The sequence below is a fragment of the Mediterranea massiliensis genome, from assembly GCF_900128475.1.
Taxonomy (GTDB): Bacteria; Bacteroidota; Bacteroidia; order Bacteroidales; family Bacteroidaceae; genus Bacteroides; species Bacteroides massiliensis_E.
Genome location: NZ_LT635837.1, coordinates 314,912 through 330,634, shown reverse-complemented (window position 1 = coordinate 330,634; position 15,723 = coordinate 314,912). Strand labels below are relative to the sequence as shown.

The window sequence follows — 15,723 nt, the reverse complement described above, 5'->3', positions numbered from 1 at the left end:
ATTGAGCGCTAACCACTAAATAATAAATAAAATGAAACATTCTTTGCTACACAACTTGCATTCCTACTTCCGTCTGCTGGGTCAGCACCGCTTCTATACCACGGTGTGTGTGGTAGGTACGGCGGTGACCATCGCCTTCATCATGGTGGTGGTGATGGTCTACGACTTCCGTACGGCCAATGTGGCTCCGGAAACGAGGCGCAGTCGGCTGATTTACAACGACGGCACCCAGTGCATGCGTCCCGATGGTACCAACATGTGGGGCTACCATGGGCTGGGACCCACCGCTTTCCATGCTCTTCTGGACTCACTGCCCGGCGTGGACGAGCTTACCTTTCATGGCGGACTCAGCAACGCCTTGTGTTCCTTGCCCGCCTCCTCTGACCGGCATTCCGTGATGCTGCGCCCCGTTTCCGCCAACTGGTTCGACTTTTTCAGCTACCACTTTGTGGCGGGCCGACCGTTCACCCGGTCCGAGTACGATGCCGGCCAGGCTGCTTTCGAACCGGCCGATGACGAGTGGCGGGAGACACGCAGCCGTAACGACGGCGTGATACGCCGCTTCATCGTCATCAGCGAGCACTTGGCCCGCCAACTGTTTGGCGGGGCCGATGAGGCGGTAGGCAAGCAGTTGTTGCTCGACTTTCAGCAGGCACGCGTGGTAGGGGTCGTGAGCGATGTCAGCTCCATCTTCCAGACAGCCTATGCCGATGTGTGGGAGCCGTTCACCCTGACCAACGAAGAAAATCTCAGTCCGGCCACCGATACCGGCGGCCTGATTGGATACCGCTACTCCGTACTCCACCTGTCGCCTGGTACCTCGGCCGCCCAGGTGCGTGCTGAGGTAAACCGCCGGATGGAACAGCTGAATAGCCAGGGATTGGAGTACGTGCTGAAAGATCCGCGTCTGTACACGCATACGGAGTACACCTTTTTCCGCGGCAGCAGCATCGACGCGCGGCTGGTCTATGCCTTGCTGCTGATTGTGCTGCTGGTTGTGCCGGCCGTGGGTATCTCGGGGCTGGTCCATGCGCAGATGCAGAGCCGGTTGGGCGAGATAGCCATCCGCAAGGCTTACGGAGCTTCCAACGCCAATATCATCGGCCACCTCTTTGCCGAGAGTCTGGGCACGACCCTGATAGGTGGCGTGCTGGGCTATGTCTTGTCGTGTCTGCTGGTGGTGGCCGGCAGCACCTGGCTCTTCGGCATGGGTGGAGTCCGAATCGAAGGCATTGCCTTGGGCGGTGACCTGTTGCTGCGTCCGGGCCTGTTTCTGGTAGTGCTGGCGGTTTGCCTGGTATTCAACGCGCTTTCGACCCTGCTGCCTGCCTGGATGGCCGTTCACCGCAGCATTTCTTATACATTAACGGGAGGAGAATAAAACCATGTGGAAACAGATTTTCAGTCAGATATGGAACCAGCGTCGCGCCAATGCGTGGCTTTGGATCGAATTGTCAATCGTAACCGTACTGCTGTGGTATGGTGTCGACCTGGTATACAACTACGAGGGAGCAGCCCGTCAGCCCAAGGGGTATGACACTTCGTGCGTGTTCGACCTGACCGTGGGAACGAAGCCGCTGGAAGTCATCAATGACGCCGACAACCGGCAGGCAGGCGAGGACTTCACTTACCTGTACAACCTGATCAAGGACTATCCCGGCGTAGAGGAGGTGTGCAGCTACTACGGCAGTGTTCCCTACACCGACGAGTCCATGTTCGAAGGCTATGCTTCGCATACCGATTCCACGCATACGGTAGACTGCTTCGTGCGCTATGTTTCGGCCTCCTATTTCAAGGTGTTCCGTGTGAAACCGCTGGCCGGACAACTGGACGAGGCTCACTGGTCGCCTGCCGAATATCCCGTGCCGGTACTGATGAGTGCCGACCTGGCCGACTCCGTCTACCACCTGCCTCGGGTGGCCGATGCTGTGGGTAAGACTTGCTTCAATCCTTATTACCTGAAGTCGGCCCGTCCGGTGACCAATTATCGGGTAACCGCCGTCTTGCCCCGGCAGAAGCTGGACGACTATGCCCGCTACCAGCCCCTCATCTACCAACCCATCGAACGTCCCCTTTTCTGGCAACATGTGGCCCTGCGGGTGTCGCCTGATCATGTGGCAGGCTTTGCCGAACGCTTCCGCAAAGACATGCAGCCGGTGTTCGACCGCGGCATCTTCTATCTGGACCACATCCGTTCGTACGACGACATGAAGGTGGCCTACGACTTGCAGCAGGGTACGGTGAACTACCTGAACACGGTCTATGCCGTGGCAGCCTTCTTCTTGTTCAATGTATTCCTGTGTGTATTTGCTACCTTCTGGTACCGCACCCGCAAACGCCGTTGCGAGGTGGCGATCCGCATGGCCATGGGCAGCAGCCGCCGGAAGGTGATGGTTTATTTCCTGTCGGAAGGCATTATGCTTCTGCTGATGGCCGCCGTGCCGGCCTTGGTGGTGGCTTTCAACATCCAGGTGGCCGACCTTACCGTCCATACACTGATGGACGTGACAGGGGGACGTTTTGCAGGATGTTTCGTGGCAGCCGTGTTGTTGCTGGGACTGGTTATTGTGGCCGGTATCTGGTATCCCGCCCGCAGGGCCATGAAGATACAGCCTGCCGCGGCGCTGCACGATGAGTGATGTTGAGTGGTTAGCGGTGAACGGTTAGCGGTTAGTAACCATCTGAATGGCATACTAACCGCTCACCGCTCATCCTCTCATTCCGTCCGCTTGCAGGCATTGACCTGGAAGAATTCGTTGAAGACGGTTTCGTAATTGCCGTGGAGCAGGATGTGGTGGTTGCCCAGGGGATTCCTCAGGAAGTAGTCGGCCGGCGAGTTGAGGCGGACGCGTACCTGGGTGCGGCACATGTTGAGGTAGTTGGTGTTTTCAGTCAGTGTGCCGGTGGTCAGGTAATATTCGTCCAGACATTCGCCGCCACACTTCACGAGAGTCACGTCGCCCGTGGGGAGCAGTCCCTGGATGCCGATGCTCAGGTTGGTTTCGAAGTGGCTGCGCAGGATAAATTTCTCTGTCTGCTTCAGGCCGATGGTGCAATGGGACAGTACGATTTCGTTGGTGCGGGCGTTGATCATCGACGGGTTGGCCATGAAGGACGACTGGGCCGTCAGCGTCTTGACTACCAGCATGGTGAAGACCGACTGGAGGTCGCCCTCGCATCCGGCAATGATGCCTTCATCGTTCAGCAGCGACAGGGCCAGACAGCCCGTGGTGCCGGTCAGCTCGATCAGGCGGAAGCAGCTCAGCGTCAGGGCCGACAGCTTTTCTTCTTCGGCTATCCGCTTGAGTGCCCGGTAGACTTTCATTGCCTTGAGCATGTCGTCGGGAGTCGCTTCGCGGCAGGCAAGGGCCTGTCCGGCCAGCTGGGCGGAGGCGTCGCCCACCTCTTCGTCCGAGATGGCGTTGTAATACTCTACAACGCGTTCGAGCGGTACGTCGATGTATTCCACACCCCAGCGCCGCTTGGCCAGCAGATAGTCCACATTGCTGGCGATGAGCCAGCTGGAGGGCGTACCGATGACGCCGATGCGCGAACCCGATATCTGACGTTGCGCCTTGAAGTTGTTGTACATCACGAACAGCCGCTTGATGATTTCCGTCAGTTCGCCGTGCAGAATTTCACTCTTCATGCCCCGGGCACGCAGCCACGACGAGATTTCGAGCGCCGAAGCCAGTGAGTTCTGCATGCCGTCGGCCAGGAGGATGGCAGGGCGGGGCAGCTGTTCGAAGTGCTGGATGACCAGCCTCTCCACTCCGCCGGTAGCGATGAACAGGATGCTGAAATCGTCGGGGGTGAGCCGGCCCATTTGCTGGTAATCCACCAGGTGGACGGTGAAATATTTTTCCAGCTCTGCAAGGATGGTTTCGTGCGAACTGCGGACGGATGCTTGCTTGTGGAGCAGTGAGGCGAATGTTATGAGATTGATGACCATGATAGTATAATTGACGTTTTCATATATTCAAAGGTACGAGTTTCTTTCCATATGACATAACGTTTTTAATATAGATAAGGTTTTTAAAGTTTTTATGCCATGCGTTCCTGTGGTATCAAATAAATCGCTACATTTGCAGTTCCTAAAAGATTGGGATTGAAAGTATCAGCAAATGCAAATCTCTAAACTGTAAAAAGGAAAGACTCATGCCGAAAATATCTATCCGGGGAACGGAGATGCCCGCATCCCCTATCCGCAAGCTGGCTCCGCTGGCCGATGCCGCCAAACAGAGGGGCATCCATGTATTCCACCTGAACATCGGACAGCCCGACCTGCCCACGCCACAGGTGGCTCTTGATGCAATCCGTAACGTCGACCGCAAGGTGCTGGAGTACAGTCCCAGTGCGGGCTACCGCAGTTACCGCGAGAAGCTGGTGGGCTACTATGCGAAGTATAACATCCACTTGACGGCAGACGACATCATCGTGACTTCGGGCGGTTCGGAGGCGGTACTCTTTTCCTTTATGGCCTGCCTGAACCCTGGCGACGAAATCATCGTGCCCGAACCGGCCTATGCCAACTACATGGCTTTCGCCATCTCGGCCGGTGCCAAGATACGCACCATCGCCACCACCATTGAGGAAGGCTTCTCGCTGCCCAAGGTGGAGAAGTTCGAAGAGCTGATCAACGAGCGCACCCGTGCCATCCTCATCTGCAATCCCAATAACCCGACGGGTTACCTCTATACCCGCCGCGAGATGAATCAGATACGTGATCTGGTGAAGAAGTACGACCTCTTTCTCTTCTCGGACGAGGTGTACCGCGAGTTCATCTATACCGGCTCACCCTACATATCGGCCTGCCACCTGGAGGGCATCGAGCAGAACGTGGTGCTCATCGATTCTGTGTCGAAGCGTTATTCGGAGTGCGGCATCCGCATCGGGGCACTGATTACGAAGAACAAGGAAATCCGCGATGCCGTGATGAAGTTTTGCCAGGCGCGCCTCAGTCCTCCTTTGATTGGACAGATTGCAGCCGAGGCCTCGCTCGAAGCCGGTGAGGACTATCTGCGCGACACGTACGACGAATATGTGGAGCGCCGCAAGTGCCTCATTGATGGGCTGAACCGCATTCCAGGCGTCTATTCGCCCATTCCGATGGGAGCTTTCTATACCGTGGCCAAGCTGCCGGTAGACGATTCCGACAAATTCTGTGCTTGGTGCCTTTCCGACTTCGAGTACGAGGGACAGACGGTGTTCATGGCGCCTGCCTCGGGCTTCTATACCACGCCCGGTGCCGGGCGCAACGAGGTGCGCATCGCTTACGTGTTGAAGAAGGAAGACCTGACACGCGCCCTCTTTGTCCTGCAGAAGGCTTTGGAGGCATATCCTGGAAGAACGGAGTAATCGTATGAACCTGCCTCTTTTCATTGCCCATCGCATCTATCGTGACAACGATTCCGGCCGGCAAGTGTCGCGGCCGGCGGTGCTGATAGCCATGACCGGCATTGCCATCGGACTGGCGGTGATGATTGTGGCCGTTTCCGTCATTGTGGGCTTCAAGAAGGAGGTGCGCGACAAGATTGCCGGTTTCGGCGCCCATATCCAGATAACCAATCTCGATGCCGGTTCCCTCTACGAGTCACTACCCGTCTCCATGACCACGGCTGAGCTCGACTCTCTCCGTGCCCTTTCCTACATCCGCCACGTGCAGCGCTATTCGCTCAAGGCGGGCATGATCAAGACCGACGAAGCTTTTCAGGGCATGCTGCTCAAGGGTGTCGGACCGGACTATGACACGGAGTTCTTCCGCCGCCACCTGTTGGAGGGCGAGATGCCCCAGTTCAGCGATACAGCTTCGTCCAACCGGGTGGTCATCTCCCGTTCGCTGGCCGACAAGCTGAAACTGAAGCTGGGCGACAAGATGGACACGTACTTCATTCAGGACGACATCCGCGCCCGCCGCTTCGTCATTGCCGGCATCTATCAGACCAATCTGACGGAGTTCGACAACCTGTACCTGCTGACCGACCTCTATACGGTGAACCGCCTGAACCGCTGGACAGCCGACCGCTTCAGCGGACTGGAGCTGACGGTGACCGACTACAGCCGGCTGGAAGACATCACGTGGGAGATTGCTTCCGCCTTGGAGGGCAAGACAGACCGTTATGGGCAGGAGTTCTGTGCCCGCAACATCGAGCAGCTCAATCCCGGTATCTTTGCCTGGCTCGGCATTCTGGACGTCAACATCTGGGTGATTCTGGTGCTGATGATAGGTGTGGCGGGCTTTACCATGATATCGGGACTGCTCATCATCATCATCGAGCGCACGTCGATGATCGGTGTGCTGAAGTCGCTCGGAGCCGACAACCGCACCATCCGCCACCTGTTCCTGTGGTTTTCGGTATTCCTAATCGGCAAGGGAATGTTGTGGGGCAATGTCATCGGACTGGCCTTCTACGCCGTGCAGCGATGTTTCGGCCTTTTCAAGCTCGACCCTGACACGTATTATATGGATACCGTTCCCGTCTCGTTCAATCTGTGGGCTTTCCTGCTGCTCAACGCAGGCACGCTGCTGGCATCGGTACTGATGCTGGTCGGTCCGTCCTATTTCATCACGCGCATCCGCCCTGCCGACTCCATGCGTTACGAATAAACGGATTATACCGTCTGCAGTGTACTAAAGAATTTGTGTCAAATCCTTTAGTACACTGCAATGAACCGCTCTTGTTCGATTTACGTCGTACGAACGGGCTCTGTTCGGCCCTTATTCTCACTGTCGGGTATAGATGTTTCCTTCCTCCGAAATGAGCAGGAGGGTCAGTTCGCCGTGGGGCAGCAGGGGAGCGCAATGCCGGTAGCAGTGTGTCAGGACGACGTGCGCAAAGGAGGGCAGGAGCGCTTGGGGCAGGAGCGTCCACAGTTCGCGTGCCAGGGTGAGGCTGCCGATGCGGGCACAGAGGTTGTCGTCGCATCCGGCTTCGCGGGCCAGCGAGGCGATGAAGTCGCGATTCATCGTCACCTGGCGGCTGTGTGTGTCCAGATGGCCTTCGGCCAGCTTGACGGCCTTGCCTATCATGACACCCAGTGTGACGCGGGGCACGCGGAGGGTGTCGGCCAGCTTCAGCGTCTCGCCGATAAAGTTGCCGTAGTGTACGAAGGCTTGCGGAGGCAGGTCGGGGTAGTAGGCACGGACGAAGCGTTCGCTCTTGGCACCGGAGTTGATGACGACGCGGGGGCTGCCCGTGGCGCGGGCCACGTCCATGGACTTGGCGATGGAGTGGATGAAGGCCTCCGTGGAGAACGGTTTCACGATGCCCGAAGTGCCGATGATGGAGATGCCGCCCACGATGCCNCACGTGGCGGCCACGGAAGCGGCGGTGGCACAGGTGCCGGTCGTCAACCCCGTGTGCTGTGCATAGAAGTCGGGCAGCAGCTGTTCCACCTTCCGGCGGAGTCCGTGTTCGCCTGTCACGGTGATGAAGGAGGCTGGCAGCGGCGGTCGGCGCAGGGCCAGTACCCGGATGCCGAGCGAGGCGGCTGCGTCGATCTTTTCTTTAAATCCCCCTGACAATCCGCTTTCTTTCAACAGGATAATGTCCGGGCGAAGCTGTTCCAGCAGTTGCCGCTCGTCTTCACCTTCGTGGTAGTACAGGAGGCGTTCGCGGGGAAATCGCTGGCGGTCGGCCAGGCGGCGCGAGCTGTCGCGGTCCAGGATGCGGAAGTAGCAGGGGAAGTCGGCGTCCTGCCACAGCGGAGCCAGTTTTTCGATGCTCTGTACGCCGGTCAGGGCCAGGAAGGAGGACGGATGACTTTGCCGTATCTGCTCCATGGCTTCGGGGTAGCTGTCCACCCATTCCACGGGGCAGGCTTCGCGGGGCGGGTAGAGGCGTTCGAAGCGGACGACCGGCAGGGACAGGCGTGCAGCGGCTTCGGCCACATTCTGATGCAGCTGTGCGGCAAAGGGATGTGCGGCGTCCACCAGCAGCCGGATGTCGTGCTGGCGGCAGAAGTCGGCCAAGGCTGCGGCATCCATGCCGCCCTGCAGCCGGATGCCGTGGTGCAGGGTCACCTCCTGCTCGTCGCCGCGGGTGGAGTAGTAGAAGGGCTGTCCGGCCTCTTCCAGTGTTTTGGCCGCTGTCCGGCCTTCGGTAGTTCCTCCTAAGATAAGAATCATACGGGTGTCTGGTTAGGGATGAAACGGTCAATGGTCGGTGGCGTTGCGGTACAGGTGGGCAAACTCGTGGGCATACAGGCGCGAGAGGCCCTGACGGTTGTCGATGGCTTCGCCCACCACAATCATGGTGGTCAGCGTCAGGTGGTTGTCCTTCACGATGCTGGCAAGGTCCTTCAGTACGCCGCGGTAGATGCGTTCGTCCTTCCACGTCAGGTGGTAGCAGGCGGCCACGGGCGTGTCTTCGGGATACTCCTGCAGCAGTTCGGCCTGTACCTGGTCTACGATGCCTGCACTGAGGAAGATACACATGGTGCTCTGCGAACGGGCCAGGAGGTGCAGCTTCTCGCGCGGAGGCATGGAGGTGCGTCCCTCGCCGCGGGTCAGGATGATGCTCTGAACCTTCTCGGGGATGGTGAACTGCGACTTCAGGGCAGCGGCGGCGGCCTGGAAGGACGAGATGCCCGGCGTGATGTGGTAGCTCATGCCGTAGCGGTCGAAGTAGTTCATCTGCTCCTGGATGGCCCCGTAGATGCAGGGGTCACCCGTGTGCAGGCGGACGATGAACTGCCCGCGGTCGTAGAATTCCTTCATCAGGGCAAACTGTTCCTCCAGGTTCATTGAGGCGGAGCTGCGTACCGTGGCGCCGGGCTTGGCACAGTGGGTCAGCTCGCGGGGCACCAGGCTGCCGGCGTAGAGTATCAGGTCGGCCTTCTCCAGCATCTGCCGTCCGCGTACCGATATCAGGTCGGGGTCGCCCGGTCCGGCTCCCACAATCTCGATGTGGCCGTGGTCGGTCAGTACGCCCGGGTCGATGGCTACGGCCAGCGTATAGTTGCTGCCTTTCTGCTTGTCCAGTACCAGCCGTCCGCCGTCTGAGGCCAGCAGGGCGGCTGCCTCGCTGACGCTGGGAGTGCCCATGTGCTTCTGCACCACTTCGCTCGGGGTAGGTACGTCGACGGTCTTCAGCTCGTCGGCTGTATAGAAGTGTACGGTCTGACGGGTCTGGAGTTGCTTGACCACGGGCTCTTCGCGCTTTTCGCAGATGGTGGCGTAGTCGGCAATGGCCGCCGGCTGGAGGCGATGTTCCAGGAGGGTATCGTTCAGGCGGGCGATGATTTCGTCGGTGGGGCCGGCTTCGTGGGCCAGGCCGATGCCTGCATGGAGTACCCGGGGAATGTAGTAGAGGGCGGGTACTCCGGCCGTGTCGTGGAGGAAGGGCGTCAGGAGCAGCAGCAGTTCGTAGGGTTTCAGGTCGATGTCCTCGAAGCGGCCGTAGCGGAGGGTGACGTGTGGCGGGCAGGTCCGTTCCAGTTGTTCCACGCCCGGCACGCGCGCACCGATGTAGAGCAGGGTAGGCACCTGCTTGACGAACAGGCCGATGAGGCGGTTCAGGGCGCGGTGACTCTCTTCAGTCGGCGGCAGGGGACGCCCCGCAGCGTCGGCGGGCAGGCAGGTCCAGCCGTTCGGCTGGCCCAGCGTGTCGAGCGCCCACAGACCGGTGCGGTCGCTTTGCGTGGTGACTACGGCTTCGGCTCCCAGGGCCCCGGCCACGTCTTGTGCCAGTTCGTTGGCTCCACCGATGTGTCCCGAGAGCACGGGGATGACGTAGCGGCCGGTGCTGTCGATGCAGACCACGGCGGGGTCGGTATGCTTGTCCTGGATATAGGGGGCGATGCTGCGTACGCAGATGCCCATGGCTCCGATGAAGAGGAAGGCATCGAAGCGGTGGAAATGTTCTTTCAAGAACAGGTCGTAGCTGCTTACCGACTGGCAGTCGTCCGCCTGCACCGTGGTGCTGACGAGGGTTGTCTGCGGAAATTCGCGTACAAGCTGCCGGGCTATGCCCAGACCTTTTTCGGATATGAGGAGAATCGCTGTTTTCATGCTAATGCTAAAGTTTTGACGTTAAAAGGTAGCTTTCAGGATGTCGATGGGGTTGTAGTCGTTCAGCGTCACGTGCAGGGGCGGGCAGAGTTTTATGCCCAGGTCGCGGATACCCGTACAGAAGGCTTCGCGGCTTTCGGCAGACACGGAGTTGAGTACGATGCAGCCTTCCGGCAGGAGTACTTCGCGGATGCGGGCCAGCATGTCGGCCAGCCGTCCTCCGTGGCCTCCGATGAACACGGCATCCGGGCGGGGAAGGTCCGTTAAATCGGCTTGCAGAAAGTCACCGATAAGGGCCGTGATGCCCGGCACACCGAAGCGGCGGCTGTTCACTTCCATCAGATGCCGGCCTTCGGGACGCACTTCGAATGCCACGACCTGGAGGTGGGGGAATTGCAGGCGGGCTTCGATGGACACGGAGCCTGTACAGAAACCGATGTCCCACATCACACGGCGGCCCGACAGTCCGAGTGCCTGCAACGTGAGCAGACGGATGGGAGCCTTGGTAATCATGCGTGCCCGTCCGTCCAGGTGTTCGAAAGCCTCGTCGGGGATGCCGAAGGGACGGGGAGGAAGCGGTTGGCGGGCCACGAGCATCAGGTTGTTGGGATGCTCGAAGCGGCTGTGCGAGGCTTCTTCCAGGCTCATCTGCCGGATGCGTTCTTTGGCCGGGTTGCCCAAGTGTTCGCCCACATACACCGTGTAGCCGTCGTAACCATAGTCCAGCAGACGGCGGGCAATGGCGTCGGGCGTATGTTCGCGGTCGGTCAGCAGGCCGATGTGCGGGGCACGCTCCATCAAGGCGCGGTCCAGTTCCTGCCAGGGGCGGCCGGTAAGCGACACGGTGCGCATGTCATTGTAGGGCATCACCAGCCGGTGGGCCAGTGTCTGCAGGGAGTTGAACGACGGGAAGAGACGGATGTCTGCTGCAGGCATCTTCCGCCGGATGGTATTGGCGAAGCCGAAAAAGAGCGGATCGCCCGAGGCGAAGACCAGCAGTGGGCTGCCTTCGGAGGCGAAGTGGGCTTCGTAGCGGGCGAAGACGTCGTCCAGCGGCACGGTGATGTCTATCCATCGGGCACCGTCGGGCAGCAGGGACGACACGATTTCGCGGTGGCGTATGCCACCCGAAAAAACTTTCCCGCAACGGATGAGTTCCTGTACTTCGGGAGGGAAGTAGGGCTGCGGGCGGTCGTCCATGCCGATGACTATGAATTTCTGTTCCATATGGCAGTCTGTTTTACTCTTTGCGTTACACGTCTCTGCCGGGGCGCAGTTGTTCGGCATCGTTATAGCACAGGATGGCGTTGACGAGGGTGGCGGCCAGGTTGCTTCCACCTTTGCGTCCTTCTACAATGATTTTGGGAATATCGGTAAAGGGCTTGACCATGTGCTTGGATTCCTGTACGTGTACGAAACCGACAGGGGCGGCCACGATGCCGGCCGGGCGGGCCTTGCCCTTGCGTATCAGGTCGCACAGCTCCATCAGGGCGGTGGGTGCGTTGCCGAATACGTACAGGGCGTCGGGGTGCTCCTCTACGGCCAGGCGGGTACCGGCTTGCGTGCGGGTGATGCCTTTGGCCGAAGCCATTTCGGCTGTGCGGGGATCGCTTAGGTAGCATTTCACTTCTACGCCCAAGCGTTGCAGGGCTCCTTTTCGGATGCCGCTGGCGGCCATGGTCACGTCCGTAATGATGGTCTTCAGGTGACCGGAGACAATTTGTTCGTACAGGGTCGACACGGCATGAGGGTCGGTATGCAGCAGTTGCTCCATCTCGAAGTCGGCCGTGGTGTGGATAGCGTGCAGCAGGGCCCACTTGTGGTCGAGGGGGATGTCGGGATGCTGCAGTTCGCGTTCGATGGTACGGAAGCTGCGTATCATGATGTCCTGCCCGACGGAAGCTCCCGTAGTGTTGTCTTCCCGATAATATCCGCGTGGCGTGACGAACGCTCCCTGCCACTCATAGGACTGGGAGTTACCGATGATGACGACGGTAAACATGTCCACATCTTCGGGGTTGAAGTCCTGCAACGTGGTGATGTGTACTTCCTGTTCGGGTCGGCCTGCCTGGCGGACGTAGCCCACGGGTGTCTGGGGCGAGCGGTCTTCTTGCAGGAAGATTTCCTTCAGGCGGTAGAGCTGCCAGTAGCGGCCTTCACTTTTGGGGTTGTAGACAGCCGTCACGAAATCTGCCTGGGCAGCAGCCCGGATGCGCTTCTCGATGCGTTCCCAGGGAGTCATCAGGTCGCTCAGGGAGATGACACAGAAATCATGTCCTACCGGAGCTCCCAGCAGGGAGGCCGCCTTCTGGAAAGCGCTGATGCCGGGCAGAGATACGACCTCGACCGCACTGTCCCGCTCGCGCTTCATCTCGTAGATGAGCGGCGTCATGCCGTAGATACCTGCATCGCCCGAACTGATGACGCAGACGGTCTTGCCCTGTTCGGCCAGTTCAAAGGCCTGTTCGGCCCGTGCGCGTTCTCGCTTCATGCCCGTATCCACGCATTGGGTGCCGCTGTTCAGGTAGGGGTTGACAAACTGGAAATAATATTTGTAGCCTACCACTACATCAGCTTCTTGCAGGGCGGCCTTGACGGCAGGAGTAATGGCCTGTTCGTTGCCCGGACCTATGCCGGCAACGATTATTTTCGGTTGTTTCATTGCTATGGGTTCCATAATGTTCGGCAAATATACGTCTTTTTCGTCGAACAAGCGGCCCACCTGTACACATTATATTATTGGATGCGCTTGATGAAACGGGCCGGAACGCCGCCTACAATGGCATCGGCGGGAACATCTTTGGTTACGACAGCTCCGGCAGCCACGACGGCATTGTCGCCGATGGTGACTCCCTGCAGGATGGTGGCATTGGAGCCTACCCATACATTCTTGCCCAGAATGATGGGGGCGGGGTAGGTAGTGCCGCGGTCTTCCGGCAGGAGGCCGTGGTTGAGTGTGGCAAAGACGACGTTATGGCCTATCTGGCAACCGTCACCCAACGTCACACCGCCGTGGTCCTGGAAGTGGCAGCAGGCATTGATGAACACGTTTTCGCCCACTGTGATGTTTTTTCCGAAGTCCGAGTAAAAGGGAGGAAAGACCCGGAGCGTATCGGGTACCAGCTTGCCGAACAGTTCGGAAAGCAGGACCCTTACTTCTTCGGGAGTATGATAGGCAGAGTTCAGCCGGAAGGTGATGCGTCTGGCTTCGTTGCTCATATCGTCCATCAGGCGATGAATGGGTTCGGTGTTGAGTGCCTTGCCGGTCTGCACATACGATAGAAATTCAGAAAGTGTCATGAAAGGTAAATGTTTATGGTTGTTCAATGTTGATTTCCCAAAAGTATGTGCAAAGGTAGGCAAGGACATGGGGCCGTCTTGTAGACAAACGAAGGATTTTTGTAACCTTTTTACGGTTATTCCACTTCCTTTCCAGCAGCATAGGCCGCTTTCTTCTCCATGATGCCTACGGCACGGTGGGTCATGCTGAAGCGGATATGTTCGATGAAAAGATCCTGGATTTCGGGGATCTGTCCCAACCCTTCCTGACGGACAGTCACGGTATAGCCTGCCGCTTCCAGTCGTTCTTTCCACTCGCCGGCAATGTCGTTCCGGGCATGGTCGCCTGCTACGAGCATGAAGGGTTGCAGGGTGACCGTTCGGGCTTTCGAAGCCTTCAGTTGGGCCAGCATGGTGTCAAAGGTCGGATAGCCTTCGATAGTACCGACATGGAAGTTGCTCCACCCTCCGGCTTTCAGCATGTAGTCCATCTGGCTGTAGGTGGCGGTACTGGGAGTATAGGTGCCGTGGCCCACGAGGACAAAATGTTCCTGGTTCCGCCGTCCCTTTTCCGAGGGGTCGGTACTCAATCGCTTGGCCAGAATAGAGGCTACCTTTTCGCAGTCGTCCACCGAATAGAGCAGAGGCGTTCCAACACGTATTTCGTTGAAGAAGGGGCGTACAGTCTCCACGTCGCGACGCAGAGATTCCATTTCGACACCGTCTATGATGTTGCTGCTCTGTACCAGAACACGTGTGTAACCTTCGGCCCGCAGGCGGAGCAGGGCTTCCAGTGGGGTGTCTTTCCGGATGCCCCGTTGCTTGAGGCGGCGGATGACGATGCGCGAGGTGTAGGCTTCACTGAAGGTCAGTTGGGGAAAGGCTTCCTGAGCCTTTCGGTTGAGGGCATCGATGGTCAGGGCACGGGTGTCGTCGTAGGTGGTACCGAAATGTACCATCAGCAGAGCGGCTTTCTCGCCGGCCTTCAGATCGGCAAGAAAGTCGCTGGAGGCGAAACCGCCTTCTCCGCGTACCTGGCAGAGGAAGACGGTTTGCCATAACAAAAGTAAAGTAAGGGCTTTTCTCATAAAAGGATTATTCTGTTATTGGTTGCTCACTACACGGAGAATGTCGAAATAGAAGCCACTGTCCACTTCGGCTCCTTTTTCTACCTTTCCGGTAGCAATGTCGTAAATGTAGATGCAGGATTCTTCGCGGGTGTTGACTCCGATATAGGCTTTCCCGTCGACAATGGCCGTGCGTTGCGAGAAGCGGCCGGCATTGTAGGGTATTTCGGTGCCGTTGTACTTCAGGCGTTCGCGGCTGCCGTCGGCCAGGTTGATGATGGTATAGTAGTGGCAGTAAGAACTGATGTTTAGGGTACCGTCCGCCGGATCGCCGGCATCATCGCGGGCATAAGCCAAGGCCTTTCCGTTGCCCAGATATTGGAGGGTGAGCAGTTTGCCGTCGCCGTTCGGATAGCCTTCGTAGCTGGCATCAAACTGGGTTTCTCCTTTCTTGATGCGGAGCAGGTGCCCTATTTCCTTCCCGTTTGCATCGGGACTGAAGGTAGCGAGGTAGAGGTTGTCACTCTCGTCGTACATGACGTAGTTTTGCATCAGTTCGCCATAGGCGCTGCCGGACATTTGCTCGGCGATGTTGTTGGGTTGGTTGCTTTCGACTTTCATGGTAGTCGGGTTGATGACGGCTGTATAGAAATAGGGAGTCGCCTTCCCGTTGCGCTTTGAAGTTTTGGCAAAATAGAAATAATAGAGCTTCTTGTCACTTTGACGATAAGTCAGAATGCCTGAAGTGGTGAATACCTTATATCCTTCCGGCAGAGTGATTTCGTCGAGTGTACCGCTTCCGAGGATTGTCATGTCATCTGTCTTGAGCTTCGTCCAGATGATTTTGTCGGTATCGCCGTTGGCTGCCATAATGATCAGGGTATTGTCATCGAGCCAGGCGTGTGTGTACGAACGGGCCTTGAAGGTATAACCTTCGTCAAACGGACGTTGTGCCACAACGTTGAGAGCATTCTTGCCGGTGGTCGGATTATAGTTCACTTCCAGTTTTACAAAGCGGTCGGACGGCTGGTAGGGTACTTCATAATAATATTTTCCTTTGACGATGGCTTCCATAGTATAGGTGTTCCCGTCCGATTCAAATTCTGAACCGATGCCTTCGATGGAGATTTTGTCAGCCGCGGCACTCAGGTCGGATACGCTGCGGACAATGGTACCGTCGCCTTGGCTCATGCCTCCATGCTTTCCTACGCTCATGAAGAGGTCGAAGTGATAGTTCAGATCGGTGTTGCCGTTGTTGTTACCGTTGTTTCCTTCGTTGGGATCGTTCGAGCAGGCGGTGAAAGACGAGGCCATCCATACGGCCATGCAGGCAATCAATAGAAACTTGATTTTTTTCATGTCAAT

12 protein-coding genes are annotated in these 15,723 nt (G+C 57.9%); 4 read left to right on the top strand and 8 right to left on the bottom strand.

Annotated elements, in window-relative coordinates:
• Window positions 1-31: 31 nt before the first annotated feature.
• Both BQ7483_RS09245 and BQ7483_RS09240 read left to right on the top strand, forming a co-directional pair.
• Window positions 32-1,381 (top strand): ABC transporter permease, encoded by a 1,350-nt coding sequence (locus tag BQ7483_RS09245; RefSeq protein ID WP_072545693.1) that lies wholly within the window; start codon window positions 32-34, stop codon window positions 1,379-1,381.
• A gap of 4 nt (window positions 1,382-1,385) precedes the next feature.
• Complete coding sequence (locus BQ7483_RS09240) at window positions 1,386-2,639, top strand: ABC transporter permease (protein ID WP_072545692.1); 1,254 nt, start codon at window positions 1,386-1,388, stop codon at window positions 2,637-2,639.
• A gap of 77 nt (window positions 2,640-2,716) precedes the next feature.
• On the opposite strand, the gene BQ7483_RS09235 is transcribed toward BQ7483_RS09240, so the two are convergent.
• Window positions 2,717-3,952, bottom strand: a complete 1,236-nt coding sequence (locus tag BQ7483_RS09235) for a fucose isomerase (protein WP_072545691.1) — start codon at window positions 3,950-3,952, stop codon at window positions 2,717-2,719.
• A 206-nt stretch (window positions 3,953-4,158) separates the two neighbouring features.
• Between BQ7483_RS09235 and BQ7483_RS09230 the strand changes: the two genes are divergently transcribed.
• On the top strand, window positions 4,159-5,358 hold the full coding sequence (locus tag BQ7483_RS09230; RefSeq protein ID WP_072545690.1) for a pyridoxal phosphate-dependent aminotransferase: 1,200 nt from the start codon (window positions 4,159-4,161) through the stop codon (window positions 5,356-5,358).
• A gap of 4 nt (window positions 5,359-5,362) precedes the next feature.
• Complete coding sequence (locus BQ7483_RS09225) at window positions 5,363-6,607, top strand: ABC transporter permease (RefSeq protein ID WP_072545689.1); 1,245 nt, start codon at window positions 5,363-5,365, stop codon at window positions 6,605-6,607.
• 117 nt (window positions 6,608-6,724) lie between these two features.
• On the opposite strand, the gene BQ7483_RS09220 is transcribed toward BQ7483_RS09225, so the two are convergent.
• From BQ7483_RS09220 to BQ7483_RS09190, 7 genes are all read right to left on the bottom strand, one after another.
• Complete coding sequence (locus BQ7483_RS09220; RefSeq protein ID WP_072545688.1) at window positions 6,725-8,128, bottom strand: precorrin-6A/cobalt-precorrin-6A reductase; 1,404 nt, start codon at window positions 8,126-8,128, stop codon at window positions 6,725-6,727.
• Window positions 8,129-8,155: 27 nt separating this feature from the next.
• Window positions 8,156-10,012 carry a precorrin-4 C(11)-methyltransferase gene (cobM, locus tag BQ7483_RS09215; protein ID WP_072545687.1) on the bottom strand — a complete coding sequence of 619 codons (1,857 nt, stop codon included), beginning with the start codon at window positions 10,010-10,012 and terminating at the stop codon, window positions 8,156-8,158.
• Between the two features lie 21 nt (window positions 10,013-10,033).
• Window positions 10,034-11,239, bottom strand: coding sequence for a bifunctional cobalt-precorrin-7 (C(5))-methyltransferase/cobalt-precorrin-6B (C(15))-methyltransferase (locus tag BQ7483_RS09210; protein WP_072545686.1), 1,206 nt, complete (start codon window positions 11,237-11,239; stop codon window positions 10,034-10,036).
• Window positions 11,240-11,264: 25 nt separating this feature from the next.
• Entirely contained in the window at window positions 11,265-12,674 is a 1,410-nt protein-coding gene (cobJ, locus tag BQ7483_RS09205) for a precorrin-3B C(17)-methyltransferase (RefSeq protein ID WP_072545793.1), read from the bottom strand.
• 74 nt (window positions 12,675-12,748) lie between these two features.
• The gene (locus BQ7483_RS09200) at window positions 12,749-13,312 is read right to left on the bottom strand and encodes a DapH/DapD/GlmU-related protein (RefSeq protein WP_072545685.1); all 564 of its coding nucleotides are present in this window, start codon (window positions 13,310-13,312) and stop codon (window positions 12,749-12,751) included.
• Window positions 13,313-13,428: 116 nt separating this feature from the next.
• Window positions 13,429-14,379 carry a sirohydrochlorin cobaltochelatase gene (locus BQ7483_RS09195; RefSeq protein ID WP_072545684.1) on the bottom strand — a complete coding sequence of 317 codons (951 nt, stop codon included), beginning with the start codon at window positions 14,377-14,379 and terminating at the stop codon, window positions 13,429-13,431.
• Between the two features lie 15 nt (window positions 14,380-14,394).
• Window positions 14,395-15,717, bottom strand: a complete 1,323-nt coding sequence (locus tag BQ7483_RS09190) for a hypothetical protein (protein WP_072545683.1) — start codon at window positions 15,715-15,717, stop codon at window positions 14,395-14,397.
• Window positions 15,718-15,723: the final 6 nt, after the last annotated feature.